The sequence below is a fragment of the Pseudoalteromonas sp. PAB 2.2 genome (genome assembly GCF_001938575.1).
GTDB classification, from domain to species: Bacteria; Pseudomonadota; Gammaproteobacteria; order Enterobacterales; family Alteromonadaceae; genus Pseudoalteromonas; species Pseudoalteromonas lipolytica.
The window spans coordinates 1-17,019 of sequence record NZ_LYPI01000012.1; the positions used below are offsets into that span (position 1 = coordinate 1).

Sequence of the window (17,019 nt, forward strand, 5' to 3'; positions counted from 1 at the left end):
AAACAAACAATATCAAAATCATCTCAAGGAAAAAGGGTTGCAACAAAGTATGTCTAGAAAAGGAAATTGTTTAGATAATGCGGTTGCTGAGAACTTCTTCGGCATATTGAAGAGTGAGATGTACCACAACGAAACGTTTAAAGACGTGAATGAGCTTATTGAAAACATCAAAGAATATATCCACTATTACAACAACGAGCGTATTAAGCTGAAACTAAAAGGCCTGAGTCCGATACAGTATCGAAATCAGGCCTTGGCAGCCGCTTAAAAATGAGTCCAACTTTATGGGGTCACTTCACTCGTTGCGGTTTTTTTATGTCTGTGAATAATATCAATTCAAAATCATACTAATACCTATCTGCATTAATTCTTACTCATTTTGAGTGATTACACCAGTCGCTAGCTGCGTTAAAAATTTCTGATTTACGACTGCATGGATGCCGGAGGGAGAGTAATACCATTTTGCAAAAATATTTAATCATTTTGAGTGATTAAACCAGTCGCTACCTGCGTTAAAAATTTCTTATTTAGAACAACTAAATAACTAAATTTTTGCCTTGTTATCAACGCGGTTTTATTGCCTCAAAATAGACCTCTTAATTAAGCGCAGTGATATGAATGGGGATCATTGAATGAGCTGAAGGGGGAATAAAAAAACCGTGTTTGCGATGCTAAACACGGTTTTTCTATTTAGGTATAGCGAAGGCTATTTAAACTTTAAAGGCATCCACCGACAGTCGTAACTCTTCAGCTAATTTAGCGACTTCTGAGCTTGAAATGTTCGTCTGGTTAGCCCCTTCAGCTGTTTGTTCAGCAATAGCAACGATTGACTCTAAGCGCTCACTGATCTCTTGCGAGACTTGTTGTTGTTCGTGCGCAGCTGTCGATATTTCTTCACTTACGTTATGTGCTTGGGCAACGGCTGCGGTGATTGAGTCAAGTGCAGTGTTGGCTTGGTCTGATTGCTCAACACATGATTCAGCTTGTTGCTTACCTTTAGACATTGCGGCAACAGCGGCTTCAGCACCAATTTGCAGTGATTCAATCATTGCTTGGATTTCCTGCGTAGACTCTTGAGTTTTGCTCGCAAGAGAGCGTACTTCGTCTGCTACAACAGCAAAGCCACGGCCTTGTTCACCTGCGCGTGCTGCCTCAATAGCGGCATTAAGTGCAAGAAGATTTGTTTGCTCTGCAATGCCACGTATCACATCTAAGATACCGCCAATTGATGCACTGTCTTTATGCAGCTTATTAATGACTTGAGACGCGTCATCGACTTCACGAGCAAGCTGTTCAATCGTCGCTTTGTTTTGCGATGAGATACCTTTAACACGCTCGGCTTCTTTATCTGCGTTTTTAATTTCACTCAGCGCTTGTTGAGCACTGCTGCTAACCGCTTGAGAGGTACTGCTCATTTCTGTCGTCGCCGTTGCTGCTTGTTCTACTTGTGCTTGCTGGTTACGAATGGCTTGGCTTGACTCTTCGGTAATCGCCGATGTTTCCTCAGACGCAGCGGCAAGTTGCGTAGAACGAGAAATAATACCTTGGATTAGCGTACGTAAGCTTTCTATTAATGTATTACAGCTACGTGAAAGCTCACCAAATTCATCTTTTGCAGTGTCATCTAAACGTTGTGTCATATCACCACTGGCAACGATATCTAGAATACGGTTTACTTCAGAAAGTGGCTTAGTGATACGGTTTACAGTCATGGCTGCAACAACGATTGCAATGAGCGTTGCAATAATCATAGCGACCCAAGTCCAAAGTGTCGCTGTCGTCACGTTACCACTGACGTCTTGCTGTAAATCAAAGGCAAGCACTGTGGCATGATCAACGAGTTCACGCAGTTGTGTTAATGCTTCTGTTGTCGAGTTTTCGGCATTAGCAAGCTCCGCTTCAGTTTGAGCAATGGCATCAATTAAACGTTTTTTGTTGGCCGACAAGCTATTTGAACCTTTTACATTGTTGGCAAGTGTTTCAAAGTAGCCGTTTAAATCATTGTATAGGCTTGCATTCGACTCAATAACAGCGGGGCGAATTAAGCTTAAGCTGCGCTCAATTTCTTCAAGGTAATATATTTGCTCTTTTTTTATGATTTCTAGCGTATTCAGTGTTTTCACTGTGAGCATATCAGTGCTGTTAGTCACTAATGATTGAAAATGATTTTCTAAGTTATTTGCCGCTTGATAAGCACGTGAGTGATTCTCTTCTAAGCCATCAATATCAATAATATCGAGTACCACAGAGTTTGCATCTTCAGCGCTAAGCTCAATACTTTCAAGTTGAGTACTGAGAGTTTTGTTAAGTTCAAGCTGCGTTTTTTTATCTTTAAACAGGTTATCAACCGATTTAGCAAAACGTTTATAGGTTTGTTCTACTTGTTGACTACTTTGTTTTAGTTTTGGGTCATCACTAACCACGTTTTGTAAATCTTGATAAGAATTATCATAACGTTTTTTCTGTTCATTAAAGCCGCTACGTGTCGCTGCTAGCTCATCTTGTGATGCTGTGTAAAAGCTCGCTTGTGCGGATTTACTCATTAAGATGAATTCGACCTGTAGCTCATAGCTTTTATCGAGAGCAGGGAGTGACAGCTGATTAACTCGCTGTGTAGATTGATCAATATTGGTAATTCTGATCAATGAGTTACCACCAATAAATAGCAAGAGTAGGGTAATGACAATAAAGCCGCCCCAAATACGCTGTCTAACGGTCAAGTTCATATGTAATTCCACTAATAGTACTAATCAGTATTTATCGGCAGGGTTGCTGATAAGTTAAGTATTTAAATTAAATTGGCTTTTATTTAAATTTACTTTAATTGATATAAATCTAACAGATGTTCAGTTATTTTTCAGTTAATTTAGATAAAAGAGTGAGAACTTTCGACAAAACGCTCTTTTTTACTGAGTTCCATGAGAGTCATTTCTCCTCCCCACACACAGCCTGTATCAAGGCCATGTATATTTGCTCGTTGGGTTTTTCCTTCAATTGCCGCCCAGTGACCAAAAACAATCTGCTGCGTTAATTGCGTTATATTCGGGTGTTCAAACCACGGTATTGTTGAGCTATTTGCACTGGTACTGGTTTTGTTTGTGAGGTCTAAATGGGCCTCTTTGTCTACAAAACGCATGCGTGTGAAGTAATTTACAATGTAGCGAAACTTAGCTTCATTACTGAGTGTTGACTGCCATTTAGGCGGATGAGTATCGTACATATGGCTAAAAAAATGTCGAGCATCAGCACCTTGATAGCAATTCTTTGCAAAGCGAGCGCGTTTCAATGCTTTCTTAATCGACCAATTGGGGTTTAAACCGGCATGACTTATGAACATGTCATACTTTTCAAGCCATAGAGCAAGTGGTTGTTGCTGTAAAAATTGAATATAGTCAGTGAGTTTAGAGCTGCTAAAAACAGCACTGAGCTTATCTTTTGGGTTGTGTGGTTTATTTAAATGATAACACGCGATCATGTGCAGGTCATGATTGCCAAGCGTAATGCTGACACTGCCTTGCATTGCATAGAGTCGCTCAAGGCACCCAAGAGAATCTGGGCCTCGAGCAACTATGTCACCAACTAGGTATAGGTGGTCTTTGCTAGGATTAAAATTAACGCGCTTGAGTAGTGCGTCAAATTCACTGTAGCACCCTTGCAAATCCCCTATCGCGTAGTCAGCCATCGATACTTAATGCAGTATGTTAGGACGTGCTAGACGAAACACGTCTATCGGGGCTTCAAATTCAGTGCCGAATTCGTTACGCATGGTGTAATAACCTTGCATTGTCCCTACAGGGGTGTCGAGCACTGCGCCGCTGGTGTATTTATAACTTTCACCTGGGGCAATAGTGGGGGTTTCACCAACGACACCTTCGCCTTGAACTTCGACTTCCTTGCCATTGGCATCGGTAATTAACCAGTAGCGACTTAATAGCTTAGCACTGCACAAACTATGATTTTTAATCGTGATAGAGTAAGCAAAAACGTATTTATCTTGTTCAGGCTCCGATTGACCTTCAACGTAGAAGGTCTCAACAGAGACCTTAATTGGCGAACCTAAATTACTGCTTGTTGTCATAAATCCAATTAGCTATATCAATAAATTGTTGTAAAGACAGACTTTCTGCACGAAGTGTAATATCAATACCAATGCCTGTAAGCTCTTCAGCAGTCAGTAGGTTTGATAAACTGTTGCGCAGTGTTTTACGACGTTGGTTAAACGCTTCTAAGCACACAGTGTTTAAAAGCTTGGTACATTTAGCTGTACGTTGCTCAGGCTTCTTAGGGATCAAACGAATGACCGCTGAATCAACTTTAGGTGCAGGTTTAAAGCACTCTGGGGGCACATCAATCACTGGCATTGCATGGCAGTAATACTGTGTCATGACAGTTAAGCGGCCAAAAGCTTTGCTACCAGGGCTTGCTACCATGCGCTTAACAACCTCTTTTTGAAGCATAAAGTGCATATGCTCAACGTTGTCAGCAAATTCAAATAAATGAAACAGCAGAGGAGTCGAAACATTGTATGGCAAGTTACCAAAAATCTTTAGTTTTTCGTCTTCTTTAATCAGGGTGCTAAAATCAAACTTCATTGCATCACCTTGATGCACTGTTAGTTTTGGCCCTAAAAAAGGATGACTTACTAAACGCTCTGCTAAGTCTTTATCTAGCTCAACAACAGTTAGATGGCCACTTAAGTCTGCAACGGGTTCGGTGATAGCACCAAGACCAGGGCCGATTTCTACTAAATTGTCTTCGGGTTTAGGATCGATAGCCGTTACAATTTTATCGATGATCATGTCATCATTTAAAAAGTTTTGGCCAAAACGCTTTCTGGCGCGGTGTCCTAAATGTACTTTATCAGTCATTAATTTTGTGCTTTTTCATGGGCGAGCTTAATTGCTTCGCGGATCGCTAATTCAAAACTACCCACATCGGCGGTTCCTGTACCGGCTAAATCAAGTGCCGTACCGTGATCCACTGATGTGCGAATAAATGGCAAGCCAAGGGTGATGTTCACCGAGTTGCCGAAACCTTTGTATTTTAGCACAGGTAATCCCTGATCGTGATACATAGCAAGCACGGCGTCGGCCTGTGACAGGTATTTATCTTGAAATAATGTATCAGCGGGCAGCGGACCAATTAAATTCATACCCTGATTATTTAATAATTCGAGGGTGGGGGCTATCGTATCTATTTCTTCGCGGCCTAAATGACCATCTTCACCAGCATGTGGGTTTAAACCACACACCAAAATACGGGGTTTTTCGATACCAAATTTAGTCTGTAGATCGTGGTTTAAAATCGTTGCCACCTTGCTTAGGCGCTCAACGGTGATAGCACGTGACACATAAGCTAATGGAATATGTGTAGTGACAAGGGCAACACGTAATCCCTCGGTTGCAAGCAGCATCACTACATCTGCTGTATTAGATTGCTGCGCAAAGTACTCGGTATGACCGCTAAACGAAATACCCGCTTTGTTGATAATGCCTTTGTGCACAGGGCCTGTGACTACTGCCGCAAAGGTGCCATCCATATTTTTTTCACTGGCGATACGAAGCGTATCTAAGACATATTGACCGTTTGCATCATTTAAGACACCCACTTCAACTTCTTCAGCTAGGTCAACCTGATGCAAATAGACACTGCCTGCCGGTGCAATTGCTGGAGCTTGGTCTTCATCAAATTTGATCAGGTCGATGTTTAAACCAAGCTGTTTGGCGCGTTGTTTTAATAACGCACCATCAGCAATTACGACAAGTTGGGCATCCCACGCGTGTTGCGCTAACTTAATTAATAAATCAGGGCCTATACCTGCGGGTTCACCTGGGGTGATTGCTACTCTTATTGTCATAATGATTATTCTACAGGGAAGATATCAACATGAGCTTGCTCACGCATTTCTTGCTGCCAGTTGAAGCTTTCTTCTTTAAACTTACGATTAAACAGCAGTTGATGCGCACGGTTACGTTTAGCAAGTTCAGTCTTATCTGCGACACGTTTATCAAGCAACTGCACAATATGCCAGCCAAATTGCGTTCTGAATGGCTCACTGATCTCGTTTTTATCAAGTGACAACAAGGTGTTTTTGAACTCAGGCACATAGGTGCTTGGGTCTGTCCAATCGTATTCGCCGCCTTTTAGCGCAGAACCTGGATCTTCAGAGTACTCTTTTGCAAGTTCAGCAAAGTCGGCGTTACCTTCACGCAAGTCTTTCGCAAAGCCTTTAAGCATCTCGCGCGCTTTTTCTTCGCTTAAAATGATAGACGGTTTAATAAGGATGTGACGAGAGCGAACTTCTGTGGTTTCAACTACTTGGCGACCACGTACATCTTGTACTTTAATAATGTGGAAACCTGCGCCTGAGCGAAGTGGACCAACGATATCGTCTTTTTTCTGACCTTTTACAGCCTCTGCAAAGAGTGAAGGCATTTCATTAATACCCATCCAGCCTAACTGACCACCTTCAAGCGCTTTTGAGCCACTTGATGATGAAATTGCAATGCGCTTGAACTCTTTACCTTCTTTTAAAAATTCAATGACTTTGTCAGCACGTGTTTTAGCGCTGGCAATTTCGTCGGGTGTTGCATCACTTGGAATATCAATCAAGATATGGCCGATATTGTACTCTTCGGCATTTTTACCTTGTGTTTCCATTATTTTTAAAAGGTTATCAATTTCTTGTGGGCTGATGTAAATACGGCGATCGACGTTAGCACGTGTAACTTGCTGGGTGGTGATCTCTTTACGTATTTCTTCGCGGTAAGCGGGAAAACTTTCACCAGCCGCTTCAATCGTGCGACGCAAATCAGCAATCGTACCACCTTGCTCGCGCGCCATGTTTTCTAGCGTTTGGTCAAGCTGTGAATCCGAAATCTCAAGGCCCATACGCTCTGCAAGTTGCATCATAAGAGTTTGGCTTACAAGTCGTTCAATCGCTTGAATGCGCAACGTATCATCCGATGGGAGCTCTTGGCCTTGCTCGGCTGCTTGTGCTTTTACGCGATTAATAATTGTGTCGACTTCGCTTTGTAAAATAACACCTTGGTTAACGATGCCGACGACTTTGTCTATTTCGACAGGTTTTGCGAAAACGCTTTGGCATAAGCCAACTGTTAATAATGCTGATGCAAATAATTTTTTTAAATTCATACTTTTTCTAATACTCTTGCTAATAGTACTGCGGTACTAGTTATTAAGAAAATACGGTCTACGATAGCCAAAAATACCTTGTTGTAATAATTTTTGTGCATCATAACGGCTTTTACTACCAAGTCCTTTTAACACGATATTGAAGCCAATACTGGTATCAAAAGTGGCTTGCTCTTGGCCAATCGCTTGATTCAAATCGGTTTCGATTTGACGACGGCCAGTGATTTGAAACGCCCAGCAGCACGATTCATACTGCAGGCCGCTGAAAACCTCAATGCTACGACCACTTTCTAAATCGCGGTGATAGCTGCCAACAAACTGCCAATCATGTGTTAGCGGAATGCTGGTAAATAGACCAACTTGCTCGATTGTATTGCCTGAGACATCATTTGCATAGCGATGGTTCAATTGTACGAGCTGTTTATCGTCACCTTTATAATCTAAAGTGATATTTGACTGGATTATTTCTTTCCCATCGGTGTCATATTGAATTCCCCCAGATAAATACCAGCGACGGTGCCAATGTAACATGGTTTGCGCGGCAAACAAGGCATTGTAGTTTGTATCAGACTGAATCCCTTGCGAAGTCGGTTTGGCATCATCGCTTAAATAAAAGATTTGCCCAGCACTGAAATTAAACACTTCTTCATTGTCGCTGCTAAATAAGCGCGTTGTTGCACCTAAAGTAAATTGGTTTGCGGTTGCTATGCGGTCGATGCTCGAAAAGCGACGATCTCTAAACAAACCAAAAAAGTCATCTTGTAACTTGGTGGTATCGTAAAGGCCAATATTCGACTGGTCTTTATTGGGTGTATACAAATACTGAATTTGAGGTTCTAACGTTTGAATGCCTTCTTTGAAGAAAAAAGCGGTTTCACGTTCAAAGTTTAGTTGGCTGTATAAACGTACTTTTGGCAGTGTACGTGTGACTTTTTCTGCAAAGTCAGTGCCCGTTAGATCACCGTGTTGATTATAAGTGGTGTGTAATAGGCTTACTTCAGATAAAAAAGACCACGCATACTCTTGATACCCCAAACTGGCTTTTGGTTCAATGTGAAGGCGGCTTGCTTCATCAATCACTGCATTGTTATTGGTAAAGTAGCTAAGTTCACCGTCGAGTGTTAAATCGACACCATAAAAGTCGTATGGGTTAGTTTGTGAAAAACTAATTTGTGGTAATGCTGCATAAGATTCACGGTGATCACCGAGCACTTCAAAGCTTTGAAGTTTGATGTCGGTACGCCACGTATCACCTAAATGCGTTAGTGAGCCTGTACGATATAACTGGGTATCTGTGCGAGTGGCATAATTCGAGTTTAAATCGGTTAAGTAGTTATCATCACTCACATTGGTAATATCAATGTTGCCGCGCCAGTTCTCACCAAAATAACTTTGCTGTTGCCAGTGAAATAAATAGCGCGAGTCAACACTTGGCTCTTCGTCGTCTTTATCAAGGTACTCTACAGCGATTAAACCGTTATTTTGCTCTGTTAAATAACGAAACTCACCAATCATTTGTAAGCCACGCTTAGACATATAGCGTGGCGTAATTGTTGCGTCGTAATTTGGCGCTATATTCCAATAATACGGCGTGATAGTTTCAAGACCGTAGCGACCAGAGCTTGAGAAATTAGGTGTTAATAATCCTGACTTACGGCGGTCATCTAATGGAAAAGTGAAATAAGGGATATACAACACGGGCGTATCGAATACGCGTAATACGGTATTGTGAGTTTCACCCCAGCCATCTTCACTCGATAAATCAATTTCATCTGCTTCAATTGCCCATACCGGTGTTTCGCCCGGACAGGTAGTAAAGCTTGCGTTCATGAGGTTTAGGCCAGACTCATTGACTGTCAGTTTTTCTGCGCCACCATGACCGAGCTGGTCGGTGAGCTTGTAGTCAGCGCCAAGTAGGCTTAATTCAGAGTTATTTAAATCTGCGTTGAGCCCAGAGCTATTAATTTGGCTAACTTTATCGCGATAAACGATAGGGCCGGTTGCATTAAGTAGACCACGTTGTTTGTCAATCAGTGCACTTTGTGCGGACAAATTCATCGTTAGGGTGTTAATATCTACATTACCGGTAAATTCTGCGCTTTGGGTACCCAATAGTTCAATATCATCGGATTTGATATCGATCATATTAAGTTCAAGGCCAGGGAGCGGTTGCCAAGCTCTGGTTTGCATTGAAGTGCCACAAAAGTTGTGTGCCAGTTCAGTTTCGGCGAACGATGGTGCGCTAAGTACGCTTAGCATCATTATGCCCCAGGTTTTGCTCATTTAATGACCTTAATGCTCTTTGGTTGGATATAAGCTAGACATAATAAAGGAAAACAATGGCAAATACAGTAATTGACTTAGTGAAAAATAGATATCTTACTAAATGAATCGTTATAAAAGTTTACAGCAGTTTTTAAATCCTCATTTTAAGGAGGATGAATATCAATTAGCAGCCATCACTGGCGATGCGAGTTTTCGTCGGTATTTTCGTATTAATACCGCAGAACAAAGCTTCATTGTGATGGATTCTGATCCTGATAAATTAGATAACACGCCCTATATCGAACTAAACAAAGTGTTCTCTAAACATGGTTTTAAATTACCAAAAATTCTTCAGGCTGATGAAAAGCAAGGCTTCTTTTTACTGAGTGATTTAGGCAATACACATTTAGCTGACTTACTTGGCGATGAAGACCGCACGCTACATTATAAGCATCTCATAAAGCTCAGTGCACAATGGGCGCAAACACCGCCTGCTCAATATATGAAAGTGTTTGATGATGACTTTTTGCAATTTGAATTGAGCATTTTTAGCGAATGGCTTGTCGATGCGTTTATTGATTGTTCGTTGTCGGATGAGCAAACACAGATGTGGCAAGATGCCTGTCAACTGCTGGTCAATAATGCGCTGGCGCAACCTATAGTGACCGTACACCGTGATTTTCATAGTAGAAATATTATGCGTACAGGACAGCAGTGGGCGATTATTGACTACCAAGATGCAGTGCAAGGGCCAGTGTGTTATGACTTAGTGTCGTTACTTCGAGATTGCTACTTTCAACTTCCTGAACATGAACTCGACTATTTACTGCATTTTGCCTATGACGAATTTACCAAGCAGCAGTTAATTCACGGTATTACGTTTGAGGTGTTCAAACGGTGGTTTGATTTAACAGGAATACAGCGTCACTTGAAAGCGGCCGGTATTTTTTGTCGTTTAAAATTACGCGATGGAAAATCTGGCTATTTAAATAATGTGCTGCCAACGCTTCAGTATATTAGTAATGTAAGTAAAGATTACCCAGAGTTAAGTGCACTCAGTGAGTGGATTGAACACACTATCATTGTGCAGACTAAAAAGCGGTTAGACAAAGAGATTAAATGAAAGCAATGATTTTAGCGGCAGGCCGTGGAAAACGCATGATGCCGTTGACTAGTACGCAGCCTAAACCGATGTTAAAAGTGGCAGGTAAACCATTATTAGCACACCACATTATTAACTTACGCCAAGCAGGCATTGTTGATATTGTCATAAACCTTGCATGGCAAGGAGATAAAATAAAGCAGTATTTTGGCAATGGCGAAGCGTTTGGTGTCACCATACAGTACAGCCAAGAGTGCGAAGGTGGGCTTGAAACAGCCGGTGGCATACTTCACGCTTTGCCTTTGCTTGGCGAGCACTTTGTGGTGATTAACGGGGATGTATTTACTGATTACGATATGACGTCACTCACACAACTGCATTTAGAACCCGGCGAAGCGCACCTTGTTTTGGTTGAAAACCCGGCTCACAATCCTGACGGTGATTTTGCGTTACGCCATTTAGGTCCCGATAGTCAAAAGTACACGTTTTCAGGTATCAGCCGTTTTCATGCTGACTTTTTTAAAGGCCTAACACCGGGTGTGCTTGCACTAGGGCCTATCCTGCGTGAGAAGCTGGCAGAGTATCAAGTATCCACTGAGCTGTACCTTGGTCAGTGGGACGACATAGGCACACCAGCTAGACTCGACGAACTAAACCAGCGCTTAGCTGTAAAATAACAACGAGGGTTTATCATTATGTGGGGAAAAGTACTGGGATTCTGTTTTGGCTTTATGTTTGGCCGGTTTGTTGGCGCTTTGCTGGGGTTGTACCTTGGTCACATGTTTGATCGCAGCTTAAAACAAGACTTTGATAAAGCGGGCGGTTTCTCCGGCCTGTTTAAAGGTGATGATATTAATGAACGTCAAGCGCTGTTTTTTTCAAGCTGCTTTGCGGTTATGGGTCATATTGCCAAATCAAATGGTCGAGTCAGTGAAACGCACATTAAAGCTGCGAGTGTCTTCATGAATGAAATGGGCTTGTCGGGTGATGAGCGCCGTGAAGCACAAGATGCATTTCGAAGCGGTAAAGAAGCCGATTTTTCACTAAAAGAAACGGTTCATGATTTTAAAGAACGTTTTGCCCGTCGTCATGACTTGCTGCAATTGTTTCTAGAAATTCAAATTCAAATGGCATTCTCTGATGGTCATCTCGCAGAACAAGAAAAACAATTATTGCACGAGGTGAGTAAACAGTTAGGAATTTCGCGCACACAATTTTCATTCTTACTAAAACGTTACCAAGCTGAATTTGCATTTCGTCAGCAGCAACAGCGCTTTTATGAGCAACAAAACCAACAACACAGTACTCATAATGAGCAACATGGTCATCGAGTCCCGCCAAATAATAGCATGAACCGTGCTCAGGCACTTGCGTTACTGGGCTTAAGTAAGGATGCGTCTGCGCGTGATATTAAAGTAGCTTATCGTAAGCTCATGGCACAGCATCACCCTGATAAGCTGGTATCGCAAGGGCTACCTAAGCACATGATGGAAGTCGCGGTGAAGAAAAGCCAAGATATTCAAGCCGCTTATGAATATTTAAAGAAGGCGGCGTAAAAAGCCGTCGACTTCTTTGAGCAACCGCTCGTGTTGCTCAGGTTCTGTGGGGGTTCCGAACAATTCTCGTTGTCGATAATCATATTTAGCGTTGCGCCTAACCCAGCGTTTTCTATCGTTGACGCTTTGAAGTGTGTCTGGGTTACCTTCACTGTAGAAAATATCTAACAGTGGTGGGCTAATGGTCGACAACGTGGCATTGAGATGCTGGTTTCGAATACTGTTTGGAAGGTAGCTTCCTAAACTAATAAAGGCATTCAACTCGTTATTGGGAAAGCTTGCATAGTGCTCAATAAGTAGCCCAGCACTGGCACCCTGCGCCAGTACTATAATGTTGCCACCTTCATCCATCGCGCTGTTATACAAAGCATTGAATCTAGCAATTAACTTTAGTTTGTAATCATCAAGCACTGCTTCACTAATATTTGGTTTACCAGTTACAAAGTGAGGCGCTTGTTGTGTTTGGGCTGGTGGAGCTGAGTCAGCTTGCTGGTTATTTTGCGTTGTTGACTCAGTTTCAGAGTTATCACTGGGCTCAGGCATCGCCATATCGGCAGGGTGCCAGTCAATATCAGGCATTGTCATAGCGAGTGTCGCATAGCCAATATCATTTAATTGCTTACGTAAAAAGTTGATCCCCGCATTATTGGTAGGCACGTCTTGCCAGTCTGGAATAATTAACACGATGCCACGTTGTGTTGGCGCCATAGATTGACGATATAGGCTTATAAACTCATCGTCACCGGCTAGTAAAGTACGGACTTCATCGCTGGGTAAAAAGTGTTGAATATCGTTAGTGACCAAACTTGACCAAGGGGTGGGTTTAATAAAATCAGCCCCATTCACTGTGCTAACTAGCGCAAAACTGGCTGCGAAAAGTAACGTCTGTAAAGGGGATAAAGTCATGCCGATATCACTTAATTAAGGTCTAGGTATGTATCGGCAAGTCGGCGTAAATATTTAGTTTAAAATTCTGGAGCAGCTTCAAACACCATTTTTTCATCACTGGCAGGGTGAGTTAAACTCAGCATTTCTGCATGAAGTTGCAAACGAGGAGCCAGCGCTAATGCTTCTGAGTGGGCATACAGTCTATCCCCTAAAATTGGGTGACCTAAAGACAGCATGTGCACACGTAGTTGGTGAGAGCGCCCTGTAATTGGGGTCAGCTCAACGCGCGTTGCCTGAGCTTCATGCTCAAGTACTTTAAAGTGTGTTAATGAAGGCTTGCCTTTGTCGTGATCAACCATTTGTTTAGGGCGGTTAGGCCAATCACAAATAAGCGGTAAATCGACGGAACCTGTTTGCTGTTCAAGCTTACCAAATACACGCGCAACATAGCGTTTGGCGGTTTTTCTATCTTGAAACTGAATACTTAGATTGCGATGTGCTTCTTTATGCATCGCTAAACAAATAATCCCTGAGGTTGCCATATCTAAGCGATGAACAATTTTAGCGTTAGGAAATACGCGGTTAACGCGTGCAATGAGGCAATCGGCATGTTTTGGGTCCTTACCCGGCACCGTAAGTAAACCACTTGGTTTATTGACGATCAGTAAATCATCATCTTGATAAACAATGCTCAAATAGGGGGTCATTGGGGGATTATAATTGAGTAACACAGCCAGCCTCGATGATATGCAAGGGCGTTATTTTAAAGGAGTATCAATGCTTACACAATGCTAGGAGTGGTTTTGAATTGTTATCCGATATACAGTTGCTTACTTAGCGAATTTGCAAAACAGGAGTCATTGAATGTTTTTTTTGGGCCGTATTCGCAGTAAGCCTTGCACACGATGCGGATTACACGTTAACGACCGCGAGCCTGAGTGTTGGCACTGCAAAGACCTTACTGACTTACAAGCTGTGTATTTAAAAAAAGCTTACACAGAAGATGTTATTAAGAAAAATAAAGGCTTAGCTGCTCTATTTTGCAAATTAGCCGCCGTCGCGTTGGTGATAAGCCTCGCTGCGTTTTTAATATAAAAAACGCGATGTGGGATGACATCGCGTTGCTTATTTAAACGTTTTACGTCACTCGCTCTAGTGCGACACAACAATCAAACGAATCGCATCTAATTTAACTTGGGCTTTTTCAATATAGGTCGTCAGGTCACTGCGTTGTTTATCAAAGAAGCTAAGCTCTTCATCACGAATATTCGGATTAATTTGTTTAAGCGCGGTTAAACGGGCTTGCTCTTCACCTAATGCGGTATGCATTTTTTCTAATGACTCAACACGCAATGCGTCGAGTTTTGTTTGGGCTAACCCCTGAGCGCTGGTGATCATTGGGTGAATGGCACTTTGTAGCGCACTGGCTAACTTACTTGCCGTTTGACGACCAACCGCAGAAAGCTGTTGGTTAAAGGCATCAAAGGCAACATTATCGGCTAAGTTATTGCTGCTTTTATCAAGTAAAACTCGAATAGGAGTCGGCGGTAAGAAACGACCTACCTGTAATGACTTCGGTGCCATGGCTTCTGCAATGAAGATAAGCTCAACAAAAAATGTACCCGCAGGGAGTTTTTTGTTTTTCAGCAGGGCAACCGATGCTGTGCCAAAGTCATCATCGCAAATCATGTCTAAACTGCCTTGCACCATCGGGTGATCCCAGCTGATAAAATGCGCATCTTCTTGCGATAGTGCAGTTGCACGGTCAAAGGTCACGGTAATACCGTCATCTTTTAAGCAAGGGAAAGAGGGATTCAACATATGCTCGGTTGGTTTTAAGATAATGGTATTTTCACCTTTATCTTCTTGGCTTACACCAAAAGTGTCGAACACATTGATCATGTAACTTGGCAATGTAAACTGGTCATCTAGCTCTTCGATATCAGCGACTAAGCTTTCAGCACGGCCTTGACCACTTGAGTGCAGCTCTAATAAACGGTCACGACCACTTTCCATTTGTTTGCGCAGTTTTGCATTTTGGCTAGCAACTTGTTCTAGTAGTGGGTCTAGCTCTTCTTCATCACAATTATGTGTACCAATGAATTCAAGCAGCTCTTCACCGAATTCTTTATACAACATTTGCCCTGTGGTTGATGTTGTTTCAAACGCATCTAGGCCTTCGTTATACCAGCGTAGCAAGACTTCTTGTGCTGTATTTTCAAAGTAAGGCACATGAATGTTTACATCTTGCGTTTGACCAATGCGGTCAAGGCGACCAATACGTTGCTCTAACAAATCAGGGTTCAAAGGTAAATCAAAGAGCACTAAATGATGTGAGAACTGGAAGTTACGGCCTTCTGAACCAATCTCTGAACACAGAAGGATTTGTGCGCTGTCGTATTCATCAGCAAAAAATGCCGCAGCACGGTCACGCTCAACAATCGACATACCTTCATGGAACACAGATGCTTTAATGGCTTCGCGCTCTCGTAAAATTTGTTCAAGGCTAATCGCTGTTTCAGCTTTAGCACAAATTAGCAGGACTTTTTCGTGTTTTAGTGTTTTTAATGTTTCAATTAACCAGTCAACACGTGGGTCGAAGGCGCCCCAACTGGTGTTTTCACCTTCAAATTCTTGAAATATTTTTTCTGGGAATAACGCGCGCAGGGCGCTTAGTTCAGCACTTTGAATGCCGCCTATATTCCCTAAGACCGACATTGCGGTTTTATATTGCTTTGGCATCGCCATTGGGTAAGCGTGGAGTTTACGGCTTGGGTAACCATCAATACCGCTGCGGCTATTTCTGAACAAAATACGGCCGGTACCATGGCGGTCCAGTAGCATTGATAAAATTTCGTTGCGCGCGGTTTCATCACCTTGCTCAGCTTTAGCAAGCACCTCAGTGATATCGGTTTCTTTTAATAAGGCTTTTAATGTCTCGCGAGCCGTGTCATCTAAGCGTTGCTCACTGAGTAGTTGATTAGCAGCTTCTGCGACATCTTTGTAGTTACTTTCTTCTTCAACAAAAGCATCGTAATCATAAAAACGATCAGGGTCGAGTAATTGCAAACGCGCAAAGTGGCTGCGGTGGCCTAATTGATCGGGTGTAGCTGTTAGTAAAATAAGGCCTGGAATATCTTGGCTAAGTTCAGCCATGCGTTGATATTCTGTGCTTGGTTTACCATTTGTAATACTCAAATGGTGCGCTTCATCAACCACGAGTAAATCCCAATCGGCTAATGTTGCTTGTTCAAACCAGCGTTTTTTCTTGCTTAAAAATTCAAGGCTAGTAAGTACTAACTGTTCTGTTTCGAATACATTCGGTGAGTCTGCGAATGCTTCATCACAACGTTCCTCATCAAAAATAGAGAAACGTAAATTAAAGCGACGAAGCATCTCAACGAGCCATTGGTGTTGCAGGTTTTCAGGCACCACAATTAATACGCGGCTAGCTCGGCCACTAATGATTTGTTGATGTAAAATCATCCCCGCTTCAATGGTTTTACCAAGGCCCACTTCATCTGACAATAAAACACGCGGCGCGAAACGTTTACCCACTTCTTGTGCAATATAAAGCTGGTGAGGTATTAGGTTGGCACGTTGACCAATTAAGCCTTTTAAAGGTGATTGCTGACGCTCGAACTGGTGCTGCCAAGTTTGATAGCGAAGGGTGTAACGATCAAAACGGTCTACTTGGCCTGCAAATAAGCGGTCTTGCGGTTTATTAAATTTAATAAAGTGATCTAAAAAGGTCTCTTTTAACTGAACTTTTTCACCGTTATCAACGCGTGTACCGTGGTAGCATAAAAGCTCACCTTGTTCTTCAACTGACTCTACTTCAAGTTCCCACTCTTCAACGCTGCGAATAACATCGCCTGGATTAAATGCGACACGAGTAACAGGTGCTTCTGTTAAAGAATAAACTCTGTTTTCACCACTGGCTGGAAATAAAATGCTGACCTGACGGCCTTCAAGGGCAACTACGGTGCCTAATCCTAAATCTGACTCAGTATCACTGATCCAACGCTGACCTAAGGAAAAATTCATGTATGT

Annotated in this window: 15 protein-coding genes; 5 read left to right on the top strand and 10 right to left on the bottom strand. The window is 42.3% G+C overall.

All coding sequences use genetic code 11. From position 1 onward, the window contains the following. A partial coding sequence (locus BWD47_RS11325; protein ID WP_143474491.1) for an IS3 family transposase occupies positions 1-268 on the top strand: 268 nt, incomplete at its 5' end. Positions 269-710: 442 nt separating this feature from the next. On the opposite strand, the gene BWD47_RS11330 is transcribed toward BWD47_RS11325, so the two are convergent. The 7 genes from BWD47_RS11330 to lptD all read right to left on the bottom strand — a co-directional run bounded on the left by BWD47_RS11330 (position 711) and on the right by lptD (position 9,438). Continuing rightward, positions 711-2,726 carry a methyl-accepting chemotaxis protein gene (locus tag BWD47_RS11330; protein WP_075594011.1) on the bottom strand — a complete coding sequence of 672 codons (2,016 nt, stop codon included), beginning with the start codon at positions 2,724-2,726 and terminating at the stop codon, positions 711-713. 140 nt (positions 2,727-2,866) lie between these two features. Beyond that, on the bottom strand, positions 2,867-3,682 hold the full coding sequence (locus BWD47_RS11335; protein ID WP_036965970.1) for a symmetrical bis(5'-nucleosyl)-tetraphosphatase: 816 nt from the start codon (positions 3,680-3,682) through the stop codon (positions 2,867-2,869). A gap of 6 nt (positions 3,683-3,688) precedes the next feature. Then, complete coding sequence (gene apaG / locus BWD47_RS11340) at positions 3,689-4,078, bottom strand: Co2+/Mg2+ efflux protein ApaG (RefSeq protein WP_036965974.1); 390 nt, start codon at positions 4,076-4,078, stop codon at positions 3,689-3,691. Beyond that, on the bottom strand, positions 4,062-4,868 hold the full coding sequence (gene rsmA / locus BWD47_RS11345; protein WP_065979654.1) for a 16S rRNA (adenine(1518)-N(6)/adenine(1519)-N(6))-dimethyltransferase RsmA: 807 nt from the start codon (positions 4,866-4,868) through the stop codon (positions 4,062-4,064). Before rsmA ends, apaG begins: the two co-directional genes overlap by 17 nt. Continuing rightward, entirely contained in the window at positions 4,868-5,857 is a 990-nt protein-coding gene (gene pdxA / locus BWD47_RS11350) for a 4-hydroxythreonine-4-phosphate dehydrogenase PdxA (protein WP_065979655.1), read from the bottom strand. The genes rsmA and pdxA overlap by 1 nt, the downstream gene beginning before the upstream one ends. 5 nt (positions 5,858-5,862) lie before the next feature. After that, on the bottom strand, positions 5,863-7,155 hold the full coding sequence (gene surA / locus BWD47_RS11355) for a peptidylprolyl isomerase SurA (protein ID WP_036965983.1): 1,293 nt from the start codon (positions 7,153-7,155) through the stop codon (positions 5,863-5,865). A 36-nt stretch (positions 7,156-7,191) separates the two neighbouring features. Next, complete coding sequence (gene lptD / locus BWD47_RS11360; RefSeq protein ID WP_075594012.1) at positions 7,192-9,438, bottom strand: LPS assembly protein LptD; 2,247 nt, start codon at positions 9,436-9,438, stop codon at positions 7,192-7,194. A gap of 103 nt (positions 9,439-9,541) precedes the next feature. Between lptD and BWD47_RS11365 the strand changes: the two genes are divergently transcribed. Genes BWD47_RS11365 through djlA form a run of 3 tightly spaced genes read left to right on the top strand, consistent with a single transcriptional unit; the run spans position 9,542 to position 12,078 of the window. Beyond that, positions 9,542-10,543, top strand: coding sequence for an aminoglycoside phosphotransferase family protein (locus BWD47_RS11365; RefSeq protein ID WP_036965989.1), 1,002 nt, complete (start codon positions 9,542-9,544; stop codon positions 10,541-10,543). Further along, entirely contained in the window at positions 10,540-11,199 is a 660-nt protein-coding gene (gene murU / locus BWD47_RS11370) for an N-acetylmuramate alpha-1-phosphate uridylyltransferase MurU (RefSeq protein ID WP_075594013.1), read from the top strand. The genes BWD47_RS11365 and murU overlap by 4 nt, the downstream gene beginning before the upstream one ends. An 18-nt stretch (positions 11,200-11,217) precedes the next feature. After that, positions 11,218-12,078, top strand: a complete 861-nt coding sequence (gene djlA / locus BWD47_RS11375; protein ID WP_065979659.1) for a co-chaperone DjlA — start codon at positions 11,218-11,220, stop codon at positions 12,076-12,078. On the opposite strand, the gene BWD47_RS11380 is transcribed toward djlA, so the two are convergent. Both BWD47_RS11380 and rluA read right to left on the bottom strand, forming a co-directional pair. After that, positions 12,061-12,984, bottom strand: coding sequence for a DUF3530 family protein (locus tag BWD47_RS11380; protein WP_074988944.1), 924 nt, complete (start codon positions 12,982-12,984; stop codon positions 12,061-12,063). The two genes, djlA and BWD47_RS11380, sit on opposite strands and share 18 nt — an antisense overlap. Before the next feature lie 59 nt (positions 12,985-13,043). Then, a complete protein-coding gene (rluA, locus tag BWD47_RS11385; protein ID WP_074988943.1) occupies positions 13,044-13,697 on the bottom strand; it encodes a bifunctional tRNA pseudouridine(32) synthase/23S rRNA pseudouridine(746) synthase RluA in 654 nt (217 codons plus the stop codon). A 133-nt stretch (positions 13,698-13,830) separates the two neighbouring features. Between rluA and BWD47_RS11390 the strand changes: the two genes are divergently transcribed. Beyond that, entirely contained in the window at positions 13,831-14,061 is a 231-nt protein-coding gene (locus tag BWD47_RS11390; protein ID WP_036966004.1) for a hypothetical protein, read from the top strand. Between the two features lie 57 nt (positions 14,062-14,118). On the opposite strand, the gene rapA is transcribed toward BWD47_RS11390, so the two are convergent. Continuing rightward, positions 14,119-17,013, bottom strand: a complete 2,895-nt coding sequence (gene rapA / locus BWD47_RS11395) for an RNA polymerase-associated protein RapA (RefSeq protein WP_075594014.1) — start codon at positions 17,011-17,013, stop codon at positions 14,119-14,121. Positions 17,014-17,019 lie beyond the last annotated feature (6 nt).